The sequence below is a fragment of the Streptomyces sp. CB01635 genome (assembly GCF_002803065.1).
Classification (GTDB): domain Bacteria; phylum Actinomycetota; class Actinomycetes; order Streptomycetales; family Streptomycetaceae; genus Streptomyces.
Window position 1 is genome coordinate 1 of sequence record NZ_NNBL01000042.1, and the last position, 16894, is coordinate 16894.

The 16894-nt window shown below is 71.7% G+C and carries 14 protein-coding genes; 7 read left to right on the forward strand and 7 right to left on the reverse strand.

Annotated features, from left to right (window positions below):
• A partial coding sequence (locus CG723_RS43170) for a homocysteine S-methyltransferase family protein (RefSeq protein ID WP_199842114.1) occupies nt 1-1091 on the reverse strand: 1091 nt, incomplete at its 3' end.
• A gap of 286 nt (nt 1092-1377) precedes the next feature.
• On the opposite strand from CG723_RS43170, the gene CG723_RS43175 reads away from it, so the two are divergent.
• The 5 genes from CG723_RS43175 to CG723_RS43195 all read left to right on the forward strand — a co-directional run bounded on the left by CG723_RS43175 (nt 1378) and on the right by CG723_RS43195 (nt 7715).
• Nucleotides 1378-2142, forward strand: coding sequence for an IclR family transcriptional regulator (locus CG723_RS43175; protein WP_100599037.1), 765 nt, complete (start codon nt 1378-1380; stop codon nt 2140-2142).
• 366 nt (nt 2143-2508) lie between these two features.
• Nucleotides 2509-3300 (forward strand): MIP/aquaporin family protein, encoded by a 792-nt coding sequence (locus CG723_RS43180; RefSeq protein WP_100599038.1) that lies wholly within the window; start codon nt 2509-2511, stop codon nt 3298-3300.
• Between the two features lie 61 nt (nt 3301-3361).
• Nucleotides 3362-4906 (forward strand): glycerol kinase GlpK, encoded by a 1545-nt coding sequence (glpK, locus tag CG723_RS43185; RefSeq protein WP_100599039.1) that lies wholly within the window; start codon nt 3362-3364, stop codon nt 4904-4906.
• Nucleotides 4907-4909: 3 nt separating this feature from the next.
• Nucleotides 4910-6532, forward strand: a complete 1623-nt coding sequence (locus CG723_RS43190) for a glycerol-3-phosphate dehydrogenase/oxidase (RefSeq protein WP_100599040.1) — start codon at nt 4910-4912, stop codon at nt 6530-6532.
• Between the two features lie 124 nt (nt 6533-6656).
• Nucleotides 6657-7715, forward strand: coding sequence for an LLM class flavin-dependent oxidoreductase (locus tag CG723_RS43195; RefSeq protein WP_100599041.1), 1059 nt, complete (start codon nt 6657-6659; stop codon nt 7713-7715).
• A 49-nt stretch (nt 7716-7764) separates the two neighbouring features.
• On the opposite strand, the gene CG723_RS43200 is transcribed toward CG723_RS43195, so the two are convergent.
• From CG723_RS43200 to CG723_RS43220, 5 genes are read right to left on the reverse strand one after another with little or no spacing between them, the layout of a single operon-like run.
• Nucleotides 7765-8301, reverse strand: a complete 537-nt coding sequence (locus CG723_RS43200) for a MarR family winged helix-turn-helix transcriptional regulator (RefSeq protein ID WP_100599042.1) — start codon at nt 8299-8301, stop codon at nt 7765-7767.
• A gap of 56 nt (nt 8302-8357) precedes the next feature.
• Nucleotides 8358-8987 carry an SRPBCC family protein gene (locus CG723_RS43205; RefSeq protein WP_100599043.1) on the reverse strand — a complete coding sequence of 210 codons (630 nt, stop codon included), beginning with the start codon at nt 8985-8987 and terminating at the stop codon, nt 8358-8360.
• A 38-nt stretch (nt 8988-9025) separates the two neighbouring features.
• Complete coding sequence (locus CG723_RS43210) at nt 9026-11425, reverse strand: xanthine dehydrogenase family protein molybdopterin-binding subunit (RefSeq protein ID WP_100599044.1); 2400 nt, start codon at nt 11423-11425, stop codon at nt 9026-9028.
• A gap of 5 nt (nt 11426-11430) precedes the next feature.
• The gene (locus tag CG723_RS43215; protein ID WP_100599045.1) at nt 11431-12003 is read right to left on the reverse strand and encodes a (2Fe-2S)-binding protein; all 573 of its coding nucleotides are present in this window, start codon (nt 12001-12003) and stop codon (nt 11431-11433) included.
• On the reverse strand, nt 12000-12869 hold the full coding sequence (locus CG723_RS43220) for an FAD binding domain-containing protein (RefSeq protein WP_100599046.1): 870 nt from the start codon (nt 12867-12869) through the stop codon (nt 12000-12002). Before CG723_RS43220 ends, CG723_RS43215 begins: the two co-directional genes overlap by 4 nt.
• A gap of 117 nt (nt 12870-12986) precedes the next feature.
• Between CG723_RS43220 and CG723_RS43225 the strand changes: the two genes are divergently transcribed.
• Together CG723_RS43225 and CG723_RS43230 are read left to right on the forward strand one after the other, a co-directional pair.
• Entirely contained in the window at nt 12987-14081 is a 1095-nt protein-coding gene (locus CG723_RS43225; protein ID WP_100599083.1) for an XdhC family protein, read from the forward strand.
• A 164-nt stretch (nt 14082-14245) separates the two neighbouring features.
• Nucleotides 14246-15376, forward strand: coding sequence for a TetR/AcrR family transcriptional regulator (locus tag CG723_RS43230; RefSeq protein WP_159032686.1), 1131 nt, complete (start codon nt 14246-14248; stop codon nt 15374-15376).
• Nucleotides 15377-15506: 130 nt separating this feature from the next.
• On the opposite strand, the gene CG723_RS43235 is transcribed toward CG723_RS43230, so the two are convergent.
• On the reverse strand, nt 15507-16871 hold the full coding sequence (locus CG723_RS43235) for an MFS transporter (protein ID WP_100599048.1): 1365 nt from the start codon (nt 16869-16871) through the stop codon (nt 15507-15509).
• Nucleotides 16872-16894: the final 23 nt, after the last annotated feature.

A 16894-nucleotide genomic window follows, 5' to 3' on the forward strand; every position in this document is an offset into this window, starting at 1 on the left:
CCGTTCGCGTTCGTCCGCTCCCCGATCGCCATGTACGCGGTGTCCTGACGGAACGGGACCGTCTGGTACAGCGAGGCGGCACCCGGCTCGGGACGCGGCTCACGAACAGCGGGCGTCAGACCGCGGACCCGCTCCACGACCTGGCGCAGGTGCTCCGGCGTGGTACCACAACAGCCGCCCACCAGGGACAGGCCGTACTCGCGGACGAACGTCTCCTGGGCGTCAGCCAGCTCGGGAGCGGTCAGCGGGTAGTGCGCGCCGTTCTTGCCGAGGACGGGCAGGCCGGCGTTGGGCATGCAGGACAGCGGGATGCGGGAGTGACGGGCGAGGTAGCGCAGGTGCTCGCTCATCTCGGCCGGGCCGGTGGCGCAGTTCAGGCCGATCATGTCGATGCCGAGGGGCTCCAGGGCGGTCAGCGCCGCGCCGATCTCGGAGCCGAGGAGCATCGTGCCGGTGGTCTCGACCGTGACCGAGCAGATCAGCGGGAGGTTCGCGCCGGTGGCGTCGAGGGCGCGGCGGGCGCCGATGATCGAGGCCTTGGTCTGGAGCAGGTCCTGCGTGGTCTCGACGAGAAGCGCGTCGGCGCCGCCGGCGATCATGCCCTCGGCGTTCTGCTGGTAGGCGTCGCGCAGCGCGGTGTACGCGGCGTGGCCGAGGGTGGGCAGCTTGGTGCCGGGGCCCATCGAGCCGAGGACCCAGCGCTGCTGCCCGGTACTCGTCGTGAACTCGTCGGCGACCTCGCGGGCGATGCGCGCGCCGGCCTCGGAGAGCTCGAAGACGCGTTCGGGGATGTCGTACTCCCCCAGGGCCGCGAGGTTCGCGCCGAACGTGTTCGTCTCGACGCAGTCGACGCCGACCGCGAAGTACTCCTCGTGGACGAAGCGGACGATGTCGGGGCGGGTGACGTTCAGGATCTCGTTGCAGCCCTCGAGGTTCTCGAAGTCCTCGAGAGTCGGGTCCTGCGCCTGGAGCATCGTGCCCATCGCACCGTCGGCCACGACCACACGGGTGGCCAGGGCTTCGCGGAGGGCGTCGGCTCGGGTCCGGCCGGCGGGGTCGGTGGACGGGACGGGCGTTGGCAACGAGGCCATGAAAGTGCTCCCTGAGGTGCGACGGCTGTCGGCTTTGCGGCTCCCATGGAGGAGGCGCACCCGGCCAGGGTAGCCGGGCCGGTGGTTTCTCCGCGGAGGCGTCCACTGGACGGAACGCCATGTGGCGCAGGGTGCGGGTGCGCACAGGAGTGACCCGAACCGGGGCGTCGAGCCAAACGGGGCGAAATATAGGCTCCTCGCGTATTCGCACGAGGTCGGCAACGACCGATAGTGTTCAGCATTGTCGAACGTTGCTCGGCGAGAGGATCGAGGAGGAAGGGCTGGGATGGCACGGAACATCCAGTCACTCGAGCGGGCAGCCGCCATGCTGCGGCTCCTTGCGGGCGGTGAGCGCCGGCTCGGCCTCTCGGACATCGCCTCCACACTGGGGCTGGCCAAGGGCACGGCGCACGGCATCCTGCGGACGCTGCAGCACGAGGGCTTCGTCGAGCAGGACGCCCCGTCGGGCCGCTACCAGCTGGGCGCGGAGCTGCTGCGCCTCGGCAACAGCTATCTGGACGTGCACGAGCTGCGGGCGCGCGCGCTGGTGTGGACGGACGACCTGGCGCGCTCCAGCGGCGAGAGCGTCTATCTCGGCGTACTGCACCAGCAGGGCGTACTGATCGTGCACCACGTGTTCCGGCCCGACGACAGCCGTCAGGTCCTGGAGGTCGGGGCGATGCAGCCGCTGCACTCCACGGCGCTCGGCAAGGTCCTCTCGGCGTACGACCCGGTGGCGCACAGCGAGGTGGTCGAGGTGGACCGAAAGGCGTTCACCGGGCGGACCGTGAGCGACATCGTGGAGTTCGAGACGCTCCTCGACCTGACCCGCGCGCGCGGCTACGCGGACGACGTCGAGGAGACCTGGGAGGGCGTCGCCTCCGTCGCGGCCCCGATCCACGACCGGCGGCGCATGCCGGTCGGTGCGGTCGGCATCACCGGCGCCGTGGAGCGCGTGTGCGTCGACGGGGACCTGCGCCCCGAGCTCGTCGCCGCCGTGCGGGACTGCGCCCGCGCCGTCTCCCGGGACCTGGGCGCCAGCCGCTTCTGAGCGCCCGCGCCGCCTCGACGGCGCCCTCCGGACGAACACAGGGCCCCGCTTCCCGGCGGGGCCTTCGCCGTTTCAACGTGCAGGCCGCAGCTTTACGGGCCACGATCGACGGACGTGCAGTCCAGACACGCAACCGATAGCCCGACCCGATCAATAACGATCGAGTCTTCGATAACCGAAACCATTGACTAGTAAGTAACCCCGGGGTGAGACTCGCGTCCATCGGTCGGCATTGTCGAACACCTACCGGCAACAGGCGTTAGAGTGTGGCAAGCCAGGGCCGAAAACGCCCTCACCTGAGGGCGCGAACCACCGGAGAGGGACCCGGGGTTCGGCTTCCCTGGACGAAGGACAAAGGAGTCGCGGGTGTCCAGCTCCGACATCTTCATCGGCGAGACCATCGGTACCGCCGTACTCATCCTGCTGGGCGGTGGCGTGTGCGCCGCCGTCACGCTGAAGAACTCAAAGGCGCGCAACGCCGGCTGGCTCGCGATCACCTTCGGGTGGGGCTTCGCCGTACTGACCGGCGCCTACCTGGCAGGGGGCGTGTCAGGCGCCCACCTGAACCCGGCGGTCACCATCGGTCTCGCCATCGAGGGCGGCACCAAGTGGAGCGATGTTCCGCTCTACCTGGGCTCGCAGCTCCTCGGCGCGATGATCGGCGCCCTGCTGGTCTGGGCGACGTACTACGGCCAGTTCCACGCGCATCTGACCGACCCGGAGATCCTCGCCGCCCCGCCGGCCGAGGAAGGCATGATCCAGGAGAAGGTCTCGCCCAAGGCGGGCCCGGTGCTCGGCATCTTCTCGACCGGTCCTGAGATCCGGAACGTGGCGCAGAACCTCGTCACGGAGATCATCGCGACGGTCGTGCTCGTCCTGGCCATCCTCACGCAGGGCCTCAATGACGGAGGCAACGGCCTGGGCGTCCTCGGCGCCATGGTCACCGCGTTCGTCGTGGTCGGCATCGGCCTCTCCCTCGGCGGGCCCACGGGCTACGCGATCAACCCGGTCCGCGACCTCGGACCCCGCATCGTGCACTCCCTGCTGCCCCTGCCGAACAAGGGCGGCTCCGACTGGACGTACGCCTGGATCCCGGTCGCCGGCCCTCTCATCGGCGGCGCCATAGCGGGCGGTCTCTACAACATCGCCTTCAAGTAGGCGACAGACCCCGCTACGCACCCTCCGCCAGAGCCGCACCGAGAACTTCCAGGAGCAGACCGTGACCGACGCACACACCGCGGGCCCGTTCATCGCAGCGATCGACCAGGGCACCACCTCCAGCCGTTGCATCGTGTTCGACAAGGACGGCCGGATCGTCTCCGTCGACCAGAAGGAGCACGAGCAGATCTTCCCGAAGCCGGGCTGGGTCGAGCACAACGCGACCGAGATCTGGACCAACGTCCAGGAGGTCGTCGCCGGGGCCGTCACGAAGGCGGGCATCACCCGGGACGACATCAAGGCCATCGGCATCACCAACCAGCGCGAGACGACGCTGCTGTGGGACAAGAACACGGGTGAGCCCGTCCACAACGCCATCGTCTGGCAGGACACCCGCACCGACGCCCTGTGCAAGGAACTCGGGCGCAATGTGGGCCAGGACCGCTTCCGCCGCGAGACGGGCCTCCCGCTGGCCTCCTACTTCGCGGGTCCCAAGGCCCGCTGGCTGCTCGACAACGTCGAGGGGCTCAAGGAGCGCGCCGAGGCCGGCGACATCCTCTTCGGCACGATGGACTCCTGGGTCATCTGGAACCTGACGGGCGGTGTCAACGGCGGCAAGCACGTCACCGACGTCACCAACGCCTCCCGCACCATGCTGATGAACCTCCACACCATGGAGTGGGACGCGAAGATCGCCGAGTCCATCGGCGTCCCGCTGGCCATGCTGCCGGAGATCCGCTCGTCCGCCGAGGTGTACGGCGAGGTCAGCGGCGGCGGTCTCGGCGACCTCCTCGGCGGCATTCCCGTCGCGTCCGCGCTCGGCGACCAGCAGGCGGCCCTGTTCGGCCAGACCTGTTTCTCCGAGGGCGAGGCCAAGTCGACGTACGGCACCGGCACCTTCCTGCTGATGAACACCGGCGACAAGCCCGTCAACTCGTACAACGGCCTGCTGACCACCGTCGGCTACCGCATCGGCGACCAGAAGGCGGTCTATGCCCTGGAGGGCTCGATCGCCGTCACCGGTTCGCTGGTGCAGTGGATGCGCGACCAGATGGGCCTGATCTCCACCGCCGCCGAGATCGAGACGCTGGCGTCGTCGGTCGAGGACAACGGCGGCGCGTACTTCGTGCCGGCCTTCTCCGGTCTGTTCGCCCCGTACTGGCGCTCCGACGCCCGCGGTGTGATCGCCGGCCTGACCCGGTACGTCACCAAGGCGCACCTCGCGCGCGCCGTGCTCGAGGCCACCGCCTGGCAGACCCGTGAGATCACCGACGCCATGACGAAGGACTCCGGCGTCGAGCTCGCGGCGATCAAGGTCGACGGCGGCATGACCTCCAACAACCTGCTGATGCAGACGCTCTCGGACTTCGTGGACGCCCCTGTGGTGCGCCCGATGGTCGCCGAGACCACCTGCCTCGGTGCCGCCTACGCCGCCGGTCTCGCCGTCGGCTTCTGGTCCTCGACCGACGAGCTGCGCGCCAACTGGCGCAGGGCCGCCGAGTGGACCCCCAACATGGCCGCGGAGAAGCGCGACCGTGAGTACAAGAGCTGGCTCAAGGCCGTTGAACGCTCCATGGGCTGGCTCGACGAAAGTGGCGAGGAGTAAGACATGACCACCCTGCAGAGCGTCCCTGCCCTCGGGACGCATCCGGCCGTCGGCTCGACTGCGTCGTTCAAGGCAGCGAGCCGCGCCGAGACCCGGGAGCAGCTCTCCAAGGCGCAGTACGACCTCCTGGTGATCGGCGGCGGAATCCTGGGCATCTCCACCGCCTGGCATGCCGCGCAGTCGGGACTGCGGGTGGCCCTGGTGGACGCCGGTGACTTCGCCGGCGCCACCTCCTCCGCCTCCTCCAAGCTCCTCCACGGCGGTCTGCGCTACCTGCAGACCGGCGCGGTGAAGCTGGTGGCGGAGAACCACTTCGAGCGGCGTGCGGTGTCGCGTCAGGTGGCACCGCACCTCGCCAACCCGCTCACCTTCTACCTGCCCGTCTACAAGGGCGGCCCGCACGGCGCCGCGAAGCTGGGCGCGGGCGTGTTCGCGTACAGCGCCCTGTCGGCGTTCGGTGACGGTGTCGGGCACCTGCTCTCCCCCGCGAAGGCACAGCAGGACGTGCCCGAGCTGCGGACGGAGAACCTCAAGGCCGTGGCCGTGTACGGCGACGACCAGATGAACGACGCGCGCATGGCCCTGATGACGGTCCGCGCGGCCGTCGACTCCGGCGCCGTGGTCCTCAACCACGCCGAGGTCACGGGCCTGCGCTTCACCCGGGGCCGGGTCACGGGCGCGGACCTCAAGGACCGCGTCGACGGCGAGGAGTTCGGCGTGAACGCCCGGCTCGTGCTGAACGCGACCGGCCCCTGGGTCGACCACCTGCGCGCCATGGAGGACCCGAACGCGGCCCCCTCCATCCGCCTCTCCAAGGGAGCGCACCTCGTCCTCAAGCGCACCTCCCCGTGGAAGGCCGCGCTCGCGACGCCGATCGACAAGTACCGCATCACGTTCGCTCTGCCGTGGGAGGACATGCTGCTCCTCGGCACGACCGACGAGGAGTACGAGGGTGACCCGCGCGACGTGTCGGTCACCGAGAAGGACACCGACCAGATACTCGACGAGGCGGCCTTCTCGGTACGGGACCAGCAGCTGAAGCGGGATCTGATCACGTACTCGTTCGCGGGTCTGCGCGTGCTGCCCGGCGGGCCCGGCGACACGTCGAAGGCCAAGCGCGAGACGGTCGTCACCGAGGGCCGCGGCGGCATGCTGTCCGTCGCCGGTGGCAAGTGGACGACGTTCCGCCACATCGGCCGCACGGTGATGAAGAAGCTGGAGTCCCTGCCGGGCCACCCGCTGGGCGAGGACTTCGAGCCGGTCAAGGAGCTGCCGAAGCGGATGCCGCTGCCGGGTGTCGCCAACCCGCGCGCCGTCGCGCACCGCCTCCTGGTCGACAACCCGGCCCCGGGTCCGCGCATGGCGGCCGACACGGCCAAGCACCTGGCCACGCACTACGGTTCGCTGGCCTTCGACATCGCGCGGATGGCCAACGAGAACCCGGAGCTCGGCCGGCGGGTCCACCCGGACGCCCCGGAGATCTGGGCGCAGGTCGCCTACGCCCGCGACCACGAGTGGGCCGAGACGGCGGACGACGTGCTGCGGCGCCGCACCACGCTGACGATCCGCGGCCTGGCCACGGACGACGTGCGCGCCAAGGTCCAGGACGTGCTCGACAAGAAGTAAGTACCCCTGGATTCACGTGACTTGAGGGGCGGCTCCCACGGGGGGTGCCGCCCCTCTCGCATGTCCTGGTGCACTGCCATGCCGTGTACATACGCCCGCAATGCCCGGGCGCGAGAGTGGACGCATGAAGTTCCAGGTCCTGTCGATCATCGGCCATGCGCCGCACCCCCTCACCGGTGAACTCCCCTCCGCCGCCGACCGGTTGACGCAGGTCGTCGACGTCGGTGTCGCGGCGGAGGAGTTCGGCTTCGACGCGTACGCGGTCGGCGAGCGGCACGCGGGGGCGTTCCTTTCGTCGAGCCCGACGGTGATCCTCGGTGCGCTGGCCGCCCGTACGTCCCGTATCAAGCTGCTGACCGGCGTGACGGTCGTCGCGATCCTCGATCCGGTGCGGGTCGCCGAGGACTACGCGACTTTGGACCAACTCTCCCGCGGTCGCGTCGAGCTGGTCATCGGCAAGGGCGCCGAAGCCGGCCACTTCGACCTCTTCGGGCTCGACGAGGAGCGGCAGTGGGACCTCCAGAGGGAGAAGTACGAGCTCCTTCGGCGGCTGTGGAGCGAGGAAGGCGTCGACTGGGAAGGAGAGTTCAGGCCCGCCCTGAAGAACGTGACGACGGTGCCGCGCCCGTACGACGGACTACCGCGCGTCTGGCACGGCTCGGCGACCTCGCTCAACTCCCCCGAGCTGGCGGCCCGGCACGGCGATCCACTGTTCACGGCCAACGCCATCCAGCCGCGGGCGGCCTACGCGAAGCTCATCGACCACTACCGGGAGCGCTTCGAGGCGTACGGGCACGATCCGGCGCGGGCGCACGTCGCGGCGGGCTCGGGTGGCCTGCTCATCGCGGACTCGCACGAGCGGGCGGTGGCGCGCTTCAAGGAGCTGTACGAGGCGAAGGTCGCGCAGTCCTTCAAGCCGCACCTGGAGGGCAGGGCGGGGTACAACACGCCGTTCCGCACGATCGAGGACGCGATCGCGGACGGGCCCCAGCTGATCGGTTCGCCGCAGCAGATCATCGACAAGATCCTCGGCTGTCACGAGGTGTACCGGCACGACCTCCAGTCGGTCACCGTCGACACCTTCGGGCAGGGGACGGGCGAGCAGGTCGAGACGCTCCAGTGGTTCGCCGAGGAGATCGCGCCGGTGATCAGGAAGGAGGCGCCCAGCTCCCTGTGGGAGTGAGCGCCCCCGTTCCGGGAAACCGCATCGTCGCCGGGAAACCGCTTCGTCGCTAAGAAGCCGCTTCGTCCGGGGTGTCCGAGGCGAGGATGGAGTTCTCCAGCTTGCGCAGCAGCCGCGCGAGCTGGCGGCGCTCCGCCGGGGAGAGCTCGCCGAGCATCCGGCGTTCGTTGTCGAGGTGCTCGGTGAAGACCTCGTCGACCTTGGCGAGCCCTTCGTCCGTGAGCCGCGAGTAGACGACCCTGCGGTCGCCGGCGTCGCGCTCCCGGACGATCAGGCCGTCCTTCTCCAGGCGGTCTATGCGCAGCGTGACCCCGGCCGACGAGACGAGCCCCTGGTCGGCGAGCTGCCCCGCGGTCAGGCGGTACGGCTCGCCGGAGCGGCGCAGCGCGGTCAGCACGTCGAATCCGGCGACGGAGAGCCCGTGCCGCTCTATCGACGCGATGAGCTTGGTGTTGTACCGCAGGAACGAGCGGTGCAGCCGGGCGAGTACCTCCAGTGGGGTCGTGTCCAGCTCGGGCCGCTCACGCGCCCAGTCCTCGATGACCTCCGCCACGGCATCACGCCGTGCCGCCTTCCGTTCAGTCATCCCCGTCCCCTCGGCCGCTCCCGGGCGGGACGCGATGTCCTACGCCCCTGAAAATCCTACCCCTGAAGGGATCGGGGGGTGGAAGCGCGTCGGGCGAAGAGGCGGATCACGGCGATCGTGACGAGCACGGCCACGGCCGGGACGGCGGCCTTCCGAAGGAGGACGGGCAGCGCGGCCGCGCCCAGATCCACCGCCTCGGGCTCGCGGGCCGGGGACGAGAGCGCCGCCGCCGGTTCCATGGTGGCCGGTTCCCTCAGCAACTCCTCCAGGCGGTCGGCGAATTGCCGCACGATGCGGTCGCCCACCTCGGTCATGATGCCGCGGCCGAACTGGGCGGGGCGGCCGGTGATGTCGAGGTCGGTGCTGACGCGGACCCGGGTGCCCGCCGGGTCGGCGGTGAGCGACGCGGTGACGGTGGCGGACGCGGTGCCCGCGCCCCGGGTCTCGCTGCCGCTGAGGTCGAGGACCATCGAGCGGCCGCTCTCGTCGCGGGTCACGGTGCCCTCGCCGCGGTAGCTCATCTGCACGGCGCCGACCTTCACCTTGACGCGTCCGGTGAACGCGTCGCCGTCGAGGGTGTCGAGCACGGCGCCCGGCATGCAGGGGGCCACTCGGCCGAGGTCGAGGAAGAGTTTCCACGCGTCGTCCGGCGCGGCCGGGACGGTGAAGGAGTGGTCGAGTCGCATGGGTGGGTGTCCAATCGTCGGGGTGGAGCGGCGCCGGGTCAGCGGGCCGCCGTGGGCCGGCCGGCCTCGCGGAGCAGGTCGCGTACGCGGCTGGGTGAGAGAGGGCCGCGCCGGACCACCACGCCGAAGGGGCGCAGCGCGTCCTCGACGGCGTTTGCGATGACGGCCTGCGGGGCGATGGCGCCGCCCTCGCCGAGACCCTTGACGCCGAGGTCGTTCATCGGGCTCGGGGAGTGGATCTCGTCGAGGTCGAGGTCGGGTATCTCGGACGAGGTCGGCACCAGGTAGTCCATGTAGGTGCCGGTACGGGGCTGGCCGTCGGGGCCGTAGACCATCTCCTCGTAGAGCGCGCCGCCGATGCCCTGGGCGATACCGCCGGTGACCTGGCCCTCGGCGATCATCGGGTTGACGATGACGCCCGCGTCGTGGACGGCCACGTAGTGCAGGATCTCGGTCTCGCCGGTGTGTTCGTCGACCTCGACGACGACGGCGTGCGCGCCGCTCGAGACGGCGAAGCCGGGCGGGCGGAAGTGCACGGTCTCGCTGAGCTCGGTGCCGTGCCGGCCGTCGGTGGGCTCGGGGGTGCCGGGGAGGGGGGCCCGGCCGGCGAGTTCGGCCAGGGTGAGGGCCAGCTCCTCGACGGTCCTGGACGTGATGACGCCCTCGCGCAGGTCGAGGCCGTCGGCGGGGACACCGAGCCGGCGGGCCGCGGCCTCGATGATCTTCTCGCGGACGAGACGGCCGGCCCGGTGCGTGGCGTTGCCCGCGTTGACGAGGGCCCGGCTGGCGATGGTGCCGACACCGAACGGCGTGGCGGAGGTGTCCCCGCCCACCACGTCGACGACGTCGAAGGGCACCCCGATCGCGTCGGCGGCGATCTGCGCCATGGACGTGCGATGTCCCTGCCCCTGGGAAGGCGCGCCGATCGCCAGCTTGACCCGGCCACTGGGCGCGATGTCGATGCGGGCGGTCTCGAACGGGCCGAGTCCCGTCGCCTCGATGTACATCGCGAAGCCGACCCCGACGAGCCTGCCGTCGCGGGCGCCCTCGCGCTGCCGGGCGCGCACCCCTTCGACATCGACCTTGGCCACGGCGCGCCTCAGCAGCTCGGGGAAGTCCCCGGAGTCGTACGACTGCGGCTTCCCGGAGCGGTCGACAAGGCCGGTCGCGTAGGGCATCTCGTCGGGACCCACGAGGTTGCGGGCCCTCAACTCGGCGGGTTCGAGGCCGAGTTCGGCGGCGAGGCGGTCCATCGCACGCTCCATCGCGAAGACGGTCTCGGGGCGGCCCGCTCCCCGGTAGGGAGTGGCGAAGGTGGTGTTGGTGAGGACGCCGACGACGTCGATGTCCACGTGCGGGACGCGGTAGGGCCCCAGGAGGTGGCACACCGAGTTGTAGGGCACGACCAGGCCGGTCATGTTGTACGCGCCGAAGTTGACGGTGATGCGGTCGCGTACGGCGAGGAGGTGGCCCTGCGCGTCCGCGGCCAGTTCGATGCGGTGGATCTGCTCTCGGGCGTGCGAGGAGGCCGTCAGGTTCTCGTTGCGGTCCTCGCGCCAGAGCACGGGGCGGCCCAGGACACGGGCCGCGTACGGGACGAGCATCTCCTCGACGTAGAGGATGCCCTTCTGTCCGAAGCCGCCGCCGACATCGGTGGCGATGACGCGGACGCGTTCCGCGTCGAGGCCGAGCGTGTGCGCCGTGGCCTCCCGCACCCGGTGCGGGGTCTGGGTGTTGGACCAGACGGTCAGCTCGCCGCTGTACGGGTCGACCTGGGCCGAGACCGCGCGGGTCTCGATGGGCGAGGCGACATAGCGGTGGGCCCGGAACTCCTCACTGACGACGGTGTGGGCCGACGCGAACGCCGCGTCGGGGTCGCCCACCTTGGTGGCCACGGCGACGGCGGTGTTGTCGCGCAGCTCGTCGTGGAGCAGCGGCGCGCCGTCGGTCAGCGCCTGGTCGGGGTCGACGAGGACGGGCAGGGGCGCGTAGCGGACCTCGACGAGTTCGAGGGCGTCCTCGGCGAGGTAGCGGTTCTCGGCCAGGACGACCGCGACGGGCTGGCCGACGTAGAGGACCCTGTCCGTGGCGAGGAGCGGCATCGGGGTGATCGCGACGTACGGGTCGAGGAGTTCGGCGAGGCCGGGTGGCGTGCGCAGCTCCTCCCTGTTGAGCATGGCGGGCAGGTGGGCGACGTCGGCGCCGGTCCAGACGGCGACGACCCCGGGGGCGGCGAGCGCGGCGGTGACGTCGACCGACCGGATGCGGGCGTGGGCGTGCGGGCTGCGCAGGAAGGCGGCCTCGGCGGCGCCGGGCAGGGCGACGTCGTCGACGTAGCGGCCGTTGCCCCGCAGGAGGCGGTCGTCCTCGACGCGCGGAACGGGGCGGCCGGTCCAGGGGCCGCCGTCCGGCGTGGGCTGCTGGGGTCCGTGGGACATACGGGTCACTCCCCCCGCCCGGCGGGGCCGCCGGCGAAGCGCTCGTCCAGCGCCTGGCACACGGCACGGCGGATGTTGCGGTACCCCGTGCAGCGGCACAGGTGTCCGCTGAGAGCGTCGGCTACATCAGCCGCGTCGGGCCGCTCGGGCTGTTCGGTCAGCGCGGTCGCCGTCATCACGAATCCCGGGGTGCAGAAGCCGCACTGCATCCCGTGGCACTCGTGGAACGCCCGCTGTACGGGGGTGAGCGGGGCGTCACCGGGGGCGAGGCCCTCGACCGTGCGCAGCTCGGCGCCCGCGCACTGCACCGCCAGGGTCAGGCAGGAGCGGGCCGGCTCCCCGTCGACGAGGACGGTGCAGGCGCCGCAGACGCCGTGCTCGCAGCCGACGTGGGTGCCGGTGAGGCGCAACCGGTCCCGCAGGAAGTCGCTGAGCAGCAGCCGGGACTCCACCTGGCCGGTCACGGGCGCGCCGTTGACGGTGAGGCGGATCTCGTGCCAGCCGGAGGGTTCGGCGAGCGGCGGCGGGGCGGCGTGGGTGGCCGGCGCCGGGTCGGGGGTGGCGAGGTCGGTGGTCATGAGCAGCGCTCCCAGGCGAGGGTGCAGGCACGGACGAGGAGATGGGCGGCGGCCTCGCGGCGGTAGGCGGCCGTGGCGTGGACGTCGTCGGCGGGCGTGAGCCCGGCGAGCGCGGCGGACGCGGCCGCGTCGAGGGCCGCCGCTCCCGCGTCGGTCCCGGTCAGCGCCTCCTCGACGGCGGGCAGGCGGACGGGGACGGGGCCCGCGCCGCAGAAGACCGCGCGGGCGGCTGCGACCGTGCGCCGGTCCGGCGCCCGTCGCAGGGTGACCGCGACGCCGACGGTGGCGAAGTCGCCATGCCTGCGGGCGAGTTCCTCGAAGGCCCAGCCGTCACCGGCCCGCGGCGGCAGGACGACCTCGGTGAGGAGCTCGTCCGGTGCCACGGCGGTCTGGAAAGTGGCCACGAAGAAGTCGGCGGCGCCGACGGTACGAGTGCCGCCGGGCCCGGCGATCACGAAGCGGGCGTCGAGGGCGAGCGCTGCGGTCGGCAGTTCGGCGGCGGGGTCGTGGTGCGCGAGGCTGCCGCAGACCGTGCCGCGGTGGCGGATCTGCGGGTGCCCGATGCGCCGGATCGCCGCCGCGAGCAGGGGCCACCCGTCGTGCACCGCGGGGTCGTCCGCGGCCCGGGTCTGGCGGACGGCGGCGCCGATGTGCAGGGCGCCCGACGCGTCGACGTAGAGGCGGTCGAGGCCGGGGACCCGCGTGATGTCGACGAGCAGTCCCGGGCGGGCGAGGCGCATGCTGAGCATGGGGATCAGGGACTGGCCGCCGGCCAGGACCTTGGCCTCCCGCTCCTCGTCGGCGAGGAGGGCGAGCACCTCGGCGACGCTGCCTGGAGCGCTGTAGTCAAAGGGTGTCGGTTTCAACCGGCTTCCACCAGGCCTCTCGGGTCGACGCATCTATCTAATGCCTAAAATGATTTACACTAAAGTTTCTTCTTGGCAAGAGGGTGCAGCCGATTCGATGTGCTCGAGGTGAGCGACATGCGACACGTGATCGACCAGGCAGCCGCGTGGCAGGCCTCCACGACCCGCTTCGCGATGGCGACGGTCGTCCACACCTGGGGCTCCGCCCCGCACGCCGCGGGCACGTCGATGCTGGTCGCCGAGGACGGCCGCGTCGTCGGCAGCGTCTCCGGCGGCTGCGTGGAGGCCGCGGTGTGCGCGGTCGCGGAGGACGTCCTCGCCGGTGCGGGGCCCGCCCGCGAGACGTACGGGGTCAGCGATGACGACGCCTTCTCGGCGGGTCTGACCTGCGGCGGAACCATAGAGGTGCTGATACGCGAGGTCACCGGCGACGCACCGCTCGCCCGGGTGGCCGCCGACCTCGCGGCCCATGTCCCGGTGGCGCTGGTGACGCCGGCGGAGGGCGGGCCGGGAAGCCTCGCCGCCGGTGCGTCCGGGGTGAGCGGGACACTGGGCGACGCACGGCTCGACCGGGCTGCGGCCCAGGCGGCCGAAGCGCTGCTCGCCCGCGGCACGAGCGGCCTCATACGCGTCGGCGAGCCGGGCTCGGACCCGTCGTGCGCGCCCGAGCGGGAACTGTTCGTGCAGGCCTTCGGGGTGCCGCCGCACCTCCTGGTGTGCGGGGCGGTCGAGTTCGCGCGCCCCCTCGTACGGATCGGAGCGTTGCTCGGACACCGGGTGACCGTGTGCGACGCCCGCCCGGCCTTCGCGACGGCCGCCCGCTTCCCCGACGCGCACGAGGTCGTCGTGGACTGGCCGGACCGCTGGTTCGCGGCCCACGAGGACCAGGTGGACGCGGCCACCGCCGTGTGCGTGCTGACCCATGACGCCCGGTTCGACGTGCCCGTCCTCGAACTGGCGCTGCGCAGTCGGGCCGGGTACGTGGGCGCCATGGGCAGCCGGCGCACCCACGAGGACCGGCTGGCACGGCTGCGGGCCGCCGGACTCGGCGAGGCCGAACTCGCTCGACTGCGCTCTCCGATCGGCCTCGATCTCGGCGGGCGCGGGCCGGAGGAGACGGCCGTGTCCATCGCGGCGGAGCTCATCGCGGTGCGGCGGGGCGGCAGCGGGCGGGCGCTGAGCGGCCTCGCGGGGCCGGTGCACGCGTCGTGAGCCGTTTTTGAACGGGCGTTTTTGAACGGCCGTTCCGGTCGTGCCCCGCGAGGGTGCTCCGGACCGGCACATCGGCAGTGGCGGGCGACGGCGACGGCCCGGGCGGTCGCCCGCCACGACCGGCCCGAACCCCCCATTCTGAACACTCGTTTAATCTGAGGCACGTGGACGCAGAGCACAGCACCCCGGACCGGACCGCCCCCGAGCCCCGACGCGGCCGCTCCCACGACCCCGAGGGGCGGCGCAGCGCCGTGCTGGAGGCGGCGCGTCGGCTTTTCGCGGCCCAGGGCTACAAGGGGGTCGGCATCCGGGCCATCGCCGCTGAGGCCGGCGTCACCCCCGGCCTGGTCATGGCGTACTTCGGCTCGAAGGACGGACTGTTCCGCGAGGTGGTCGGCGGCGGGACCGGGGTCACCGAGGGCGTGCTCGACGACCCCTCGGTCGGCCGGGAGGAGCTGCCGCGCGCACTCGCCCACGACTATCTCGACCGCTGGGACCGGCTCCCCGCGCACGACCCCTGGCCGGCGCTGATCCGCTCGGGGCTCAGCCATCCCCCCAGCGCCGAGCTGCTGTCCACGATCCTCGACCGGCAGGTGAGCGAGCCCCTGCGTCGGCTGCTCGGCGACTGCGACGCGGCGGACGCACGGATCGCCATGATCCGCAGCATCCTCTTCGGCGTGATCATGGAGCGCTATCTGTTCGCCCACGAACCGGCCACGTCGGTGCCGACGGGCACCCTGGAGCCCGTCCTCGCGGACGTCCTGACAGCGGCGCTGACCGGGCGGGTCCCGGAGCGGCGGGCCCCGGAGCCGGATCCCGCGGCAGCCCCCCGCCCGCTGGTGCGCGAGGCCCCCGGCGCGTCCGGCCCCGCCGTGTTCGCCGCGCTCAACGCCTGCACGGCCCACTACCGAACCTTGATCGGCCGCGTCGTGAAGCGGCACGGCATCAGCCTGGCCGCCTTCGAAGTACTGTCCGCGCTGCACGCGACGAGCGCGCCGTACCAGCGCACGATGGGCGAGATCGCCGCGGCCGGCGCGGTCAGCGCGGGCGGTGTCACCCAGCAGGCCGACCGCCTCGTGGAGGCCGGCCTCATCGAACGCGAACGTGACGGCCAGGACCGCCGCATCGTCCATCTGCGCCTCACCCCGGCCGGGGCCGACCTGGTCGGCCGGGTGGCCGAGGAGCGCCGCGCACACGAACGGGAGCTGCTCGCGGGGCTGGTGCCGGGCGAACAGCGGCAACTCGCGGCGCTGCTGGACGGCTTGGGACGGTCGATGAAGGCGGAACAGGGCTGAGCCCGCAGGGCGGAACAGGGCTGAGCCCGCAGGGCGGAACAGGGCTGAGCCCGCACGGCGGGCACGCGAACGGCGCCGGCCTCCTCGCACCCCCCGCGCGACAGACCGACGCCGAATACCCGTCCCTCCCTCAGGAGTTGAGCTCCTCCAGCGTCTTCCCCTTCGTCTCCACCGCGAACAGCGCGATCACCGCACCCACCGCGGCCACCCCGGCGAGCTGGGCGAAGACAAGGGTCAGGCTGCCGCCCCCACCGATGATCGCGCCGACCGTGATCGGGCCCAGGATGACGCCGAGGCGGTTCCACAGGCCGCCGAACGCGGCGCCCTTGGCGCGGTTGCGCGTCGGGTACAGCTCGGGCGAGTAGAGGTAGAGCCCCGCGTTGATCGCGTACACGAAGAACGTCGTGCAGGAGGCGAAGATCGCGACCTGGCTGCCCGATGTCACGCCGACCAGGGCGAGCGTCGCCAGGGTGAACGTGGTGCCGCCGAGCGCGGCCACGAGGGCGGGGCGCCGGCCCACACGGTCGATGACGAGGGCGACGACGAGGGTGCCGAGGAGTCCCGTCACATTGCTGAGCAGCGTGTAGACGAGTGCGGTGGTCAGGTCGAGCCCGAAGTTCTTGGTGTAGAGCGACGGCAGCCAGGTGGAGATGCCGTGGTTGACGTAGTACGCGACGAACCAGAGCCCGGAGACCACGGTCGTGCGGCGCAGGTAGCGGCCGGTGAACAGCTCGCGCAGGCGGCCCCGGGAGATCTCCTCCGCCCGGTCCGCAGCCGGTTGCGGCAGGGGTTCCCCGGTGGCGGCGGCGACCTCCTCCTCGATTCGTGCGATGGCCCGCTCGGCCTCCTCGGTGCGGCCCTGGGAGAGCAGCCACCGCGGTGATTCGGCGACGTGCTTGGGCAGGGCGGCGGCGAGCAGGACGGGCAGGGCGCCGATCACGAACATCGCGCGCCAGCCGAGGTTCGGCACCACCCACACGGCGACGAGGGTGGCCGCGGCCAGACCGGCCGGGAAGATCATCTCGTAGATCAGTACGAAGCGTCCGCGTTTGTCGGAGCGGGCGATCTCGTTGATGTACGTGGCCGCCACGGGGACGACTCCGCCGATGCCGAGGCCCTGGACGAAGCGGAACAGCGAGAAGAGCTCGATGCCGTTCGAGAAGGCCACGGCGAGGCTCCCGAGCGCGGTGACGGCGACGCCGAGGGCCACGGTCCGCACCCGGCCGATCCGGTCGCCCAGCCACCCGGCGACCAGGGCGCCCAGCAGCATGCCCACGGAGCCCGTGGTGACCGCGAAGGTGGCCTGGCCCGTGCTCAGGTGCCAGTCCTTGATCAGGACGGGCAGCGCGGACGCGGCAAGGAGCTGGTCGAACGCCTCGAAGAACGTCACGGCGCCGATCAGGAACCGGACCTTCACGTGCCAGCGGGATTGCGGGAGTCGTTCGAGTCGGGCTGCTATCGAGCCGAGGCCTGGCTTGCCGGCCACAGTCGTCATGAGGGGGTCCTTCCGCGACAACG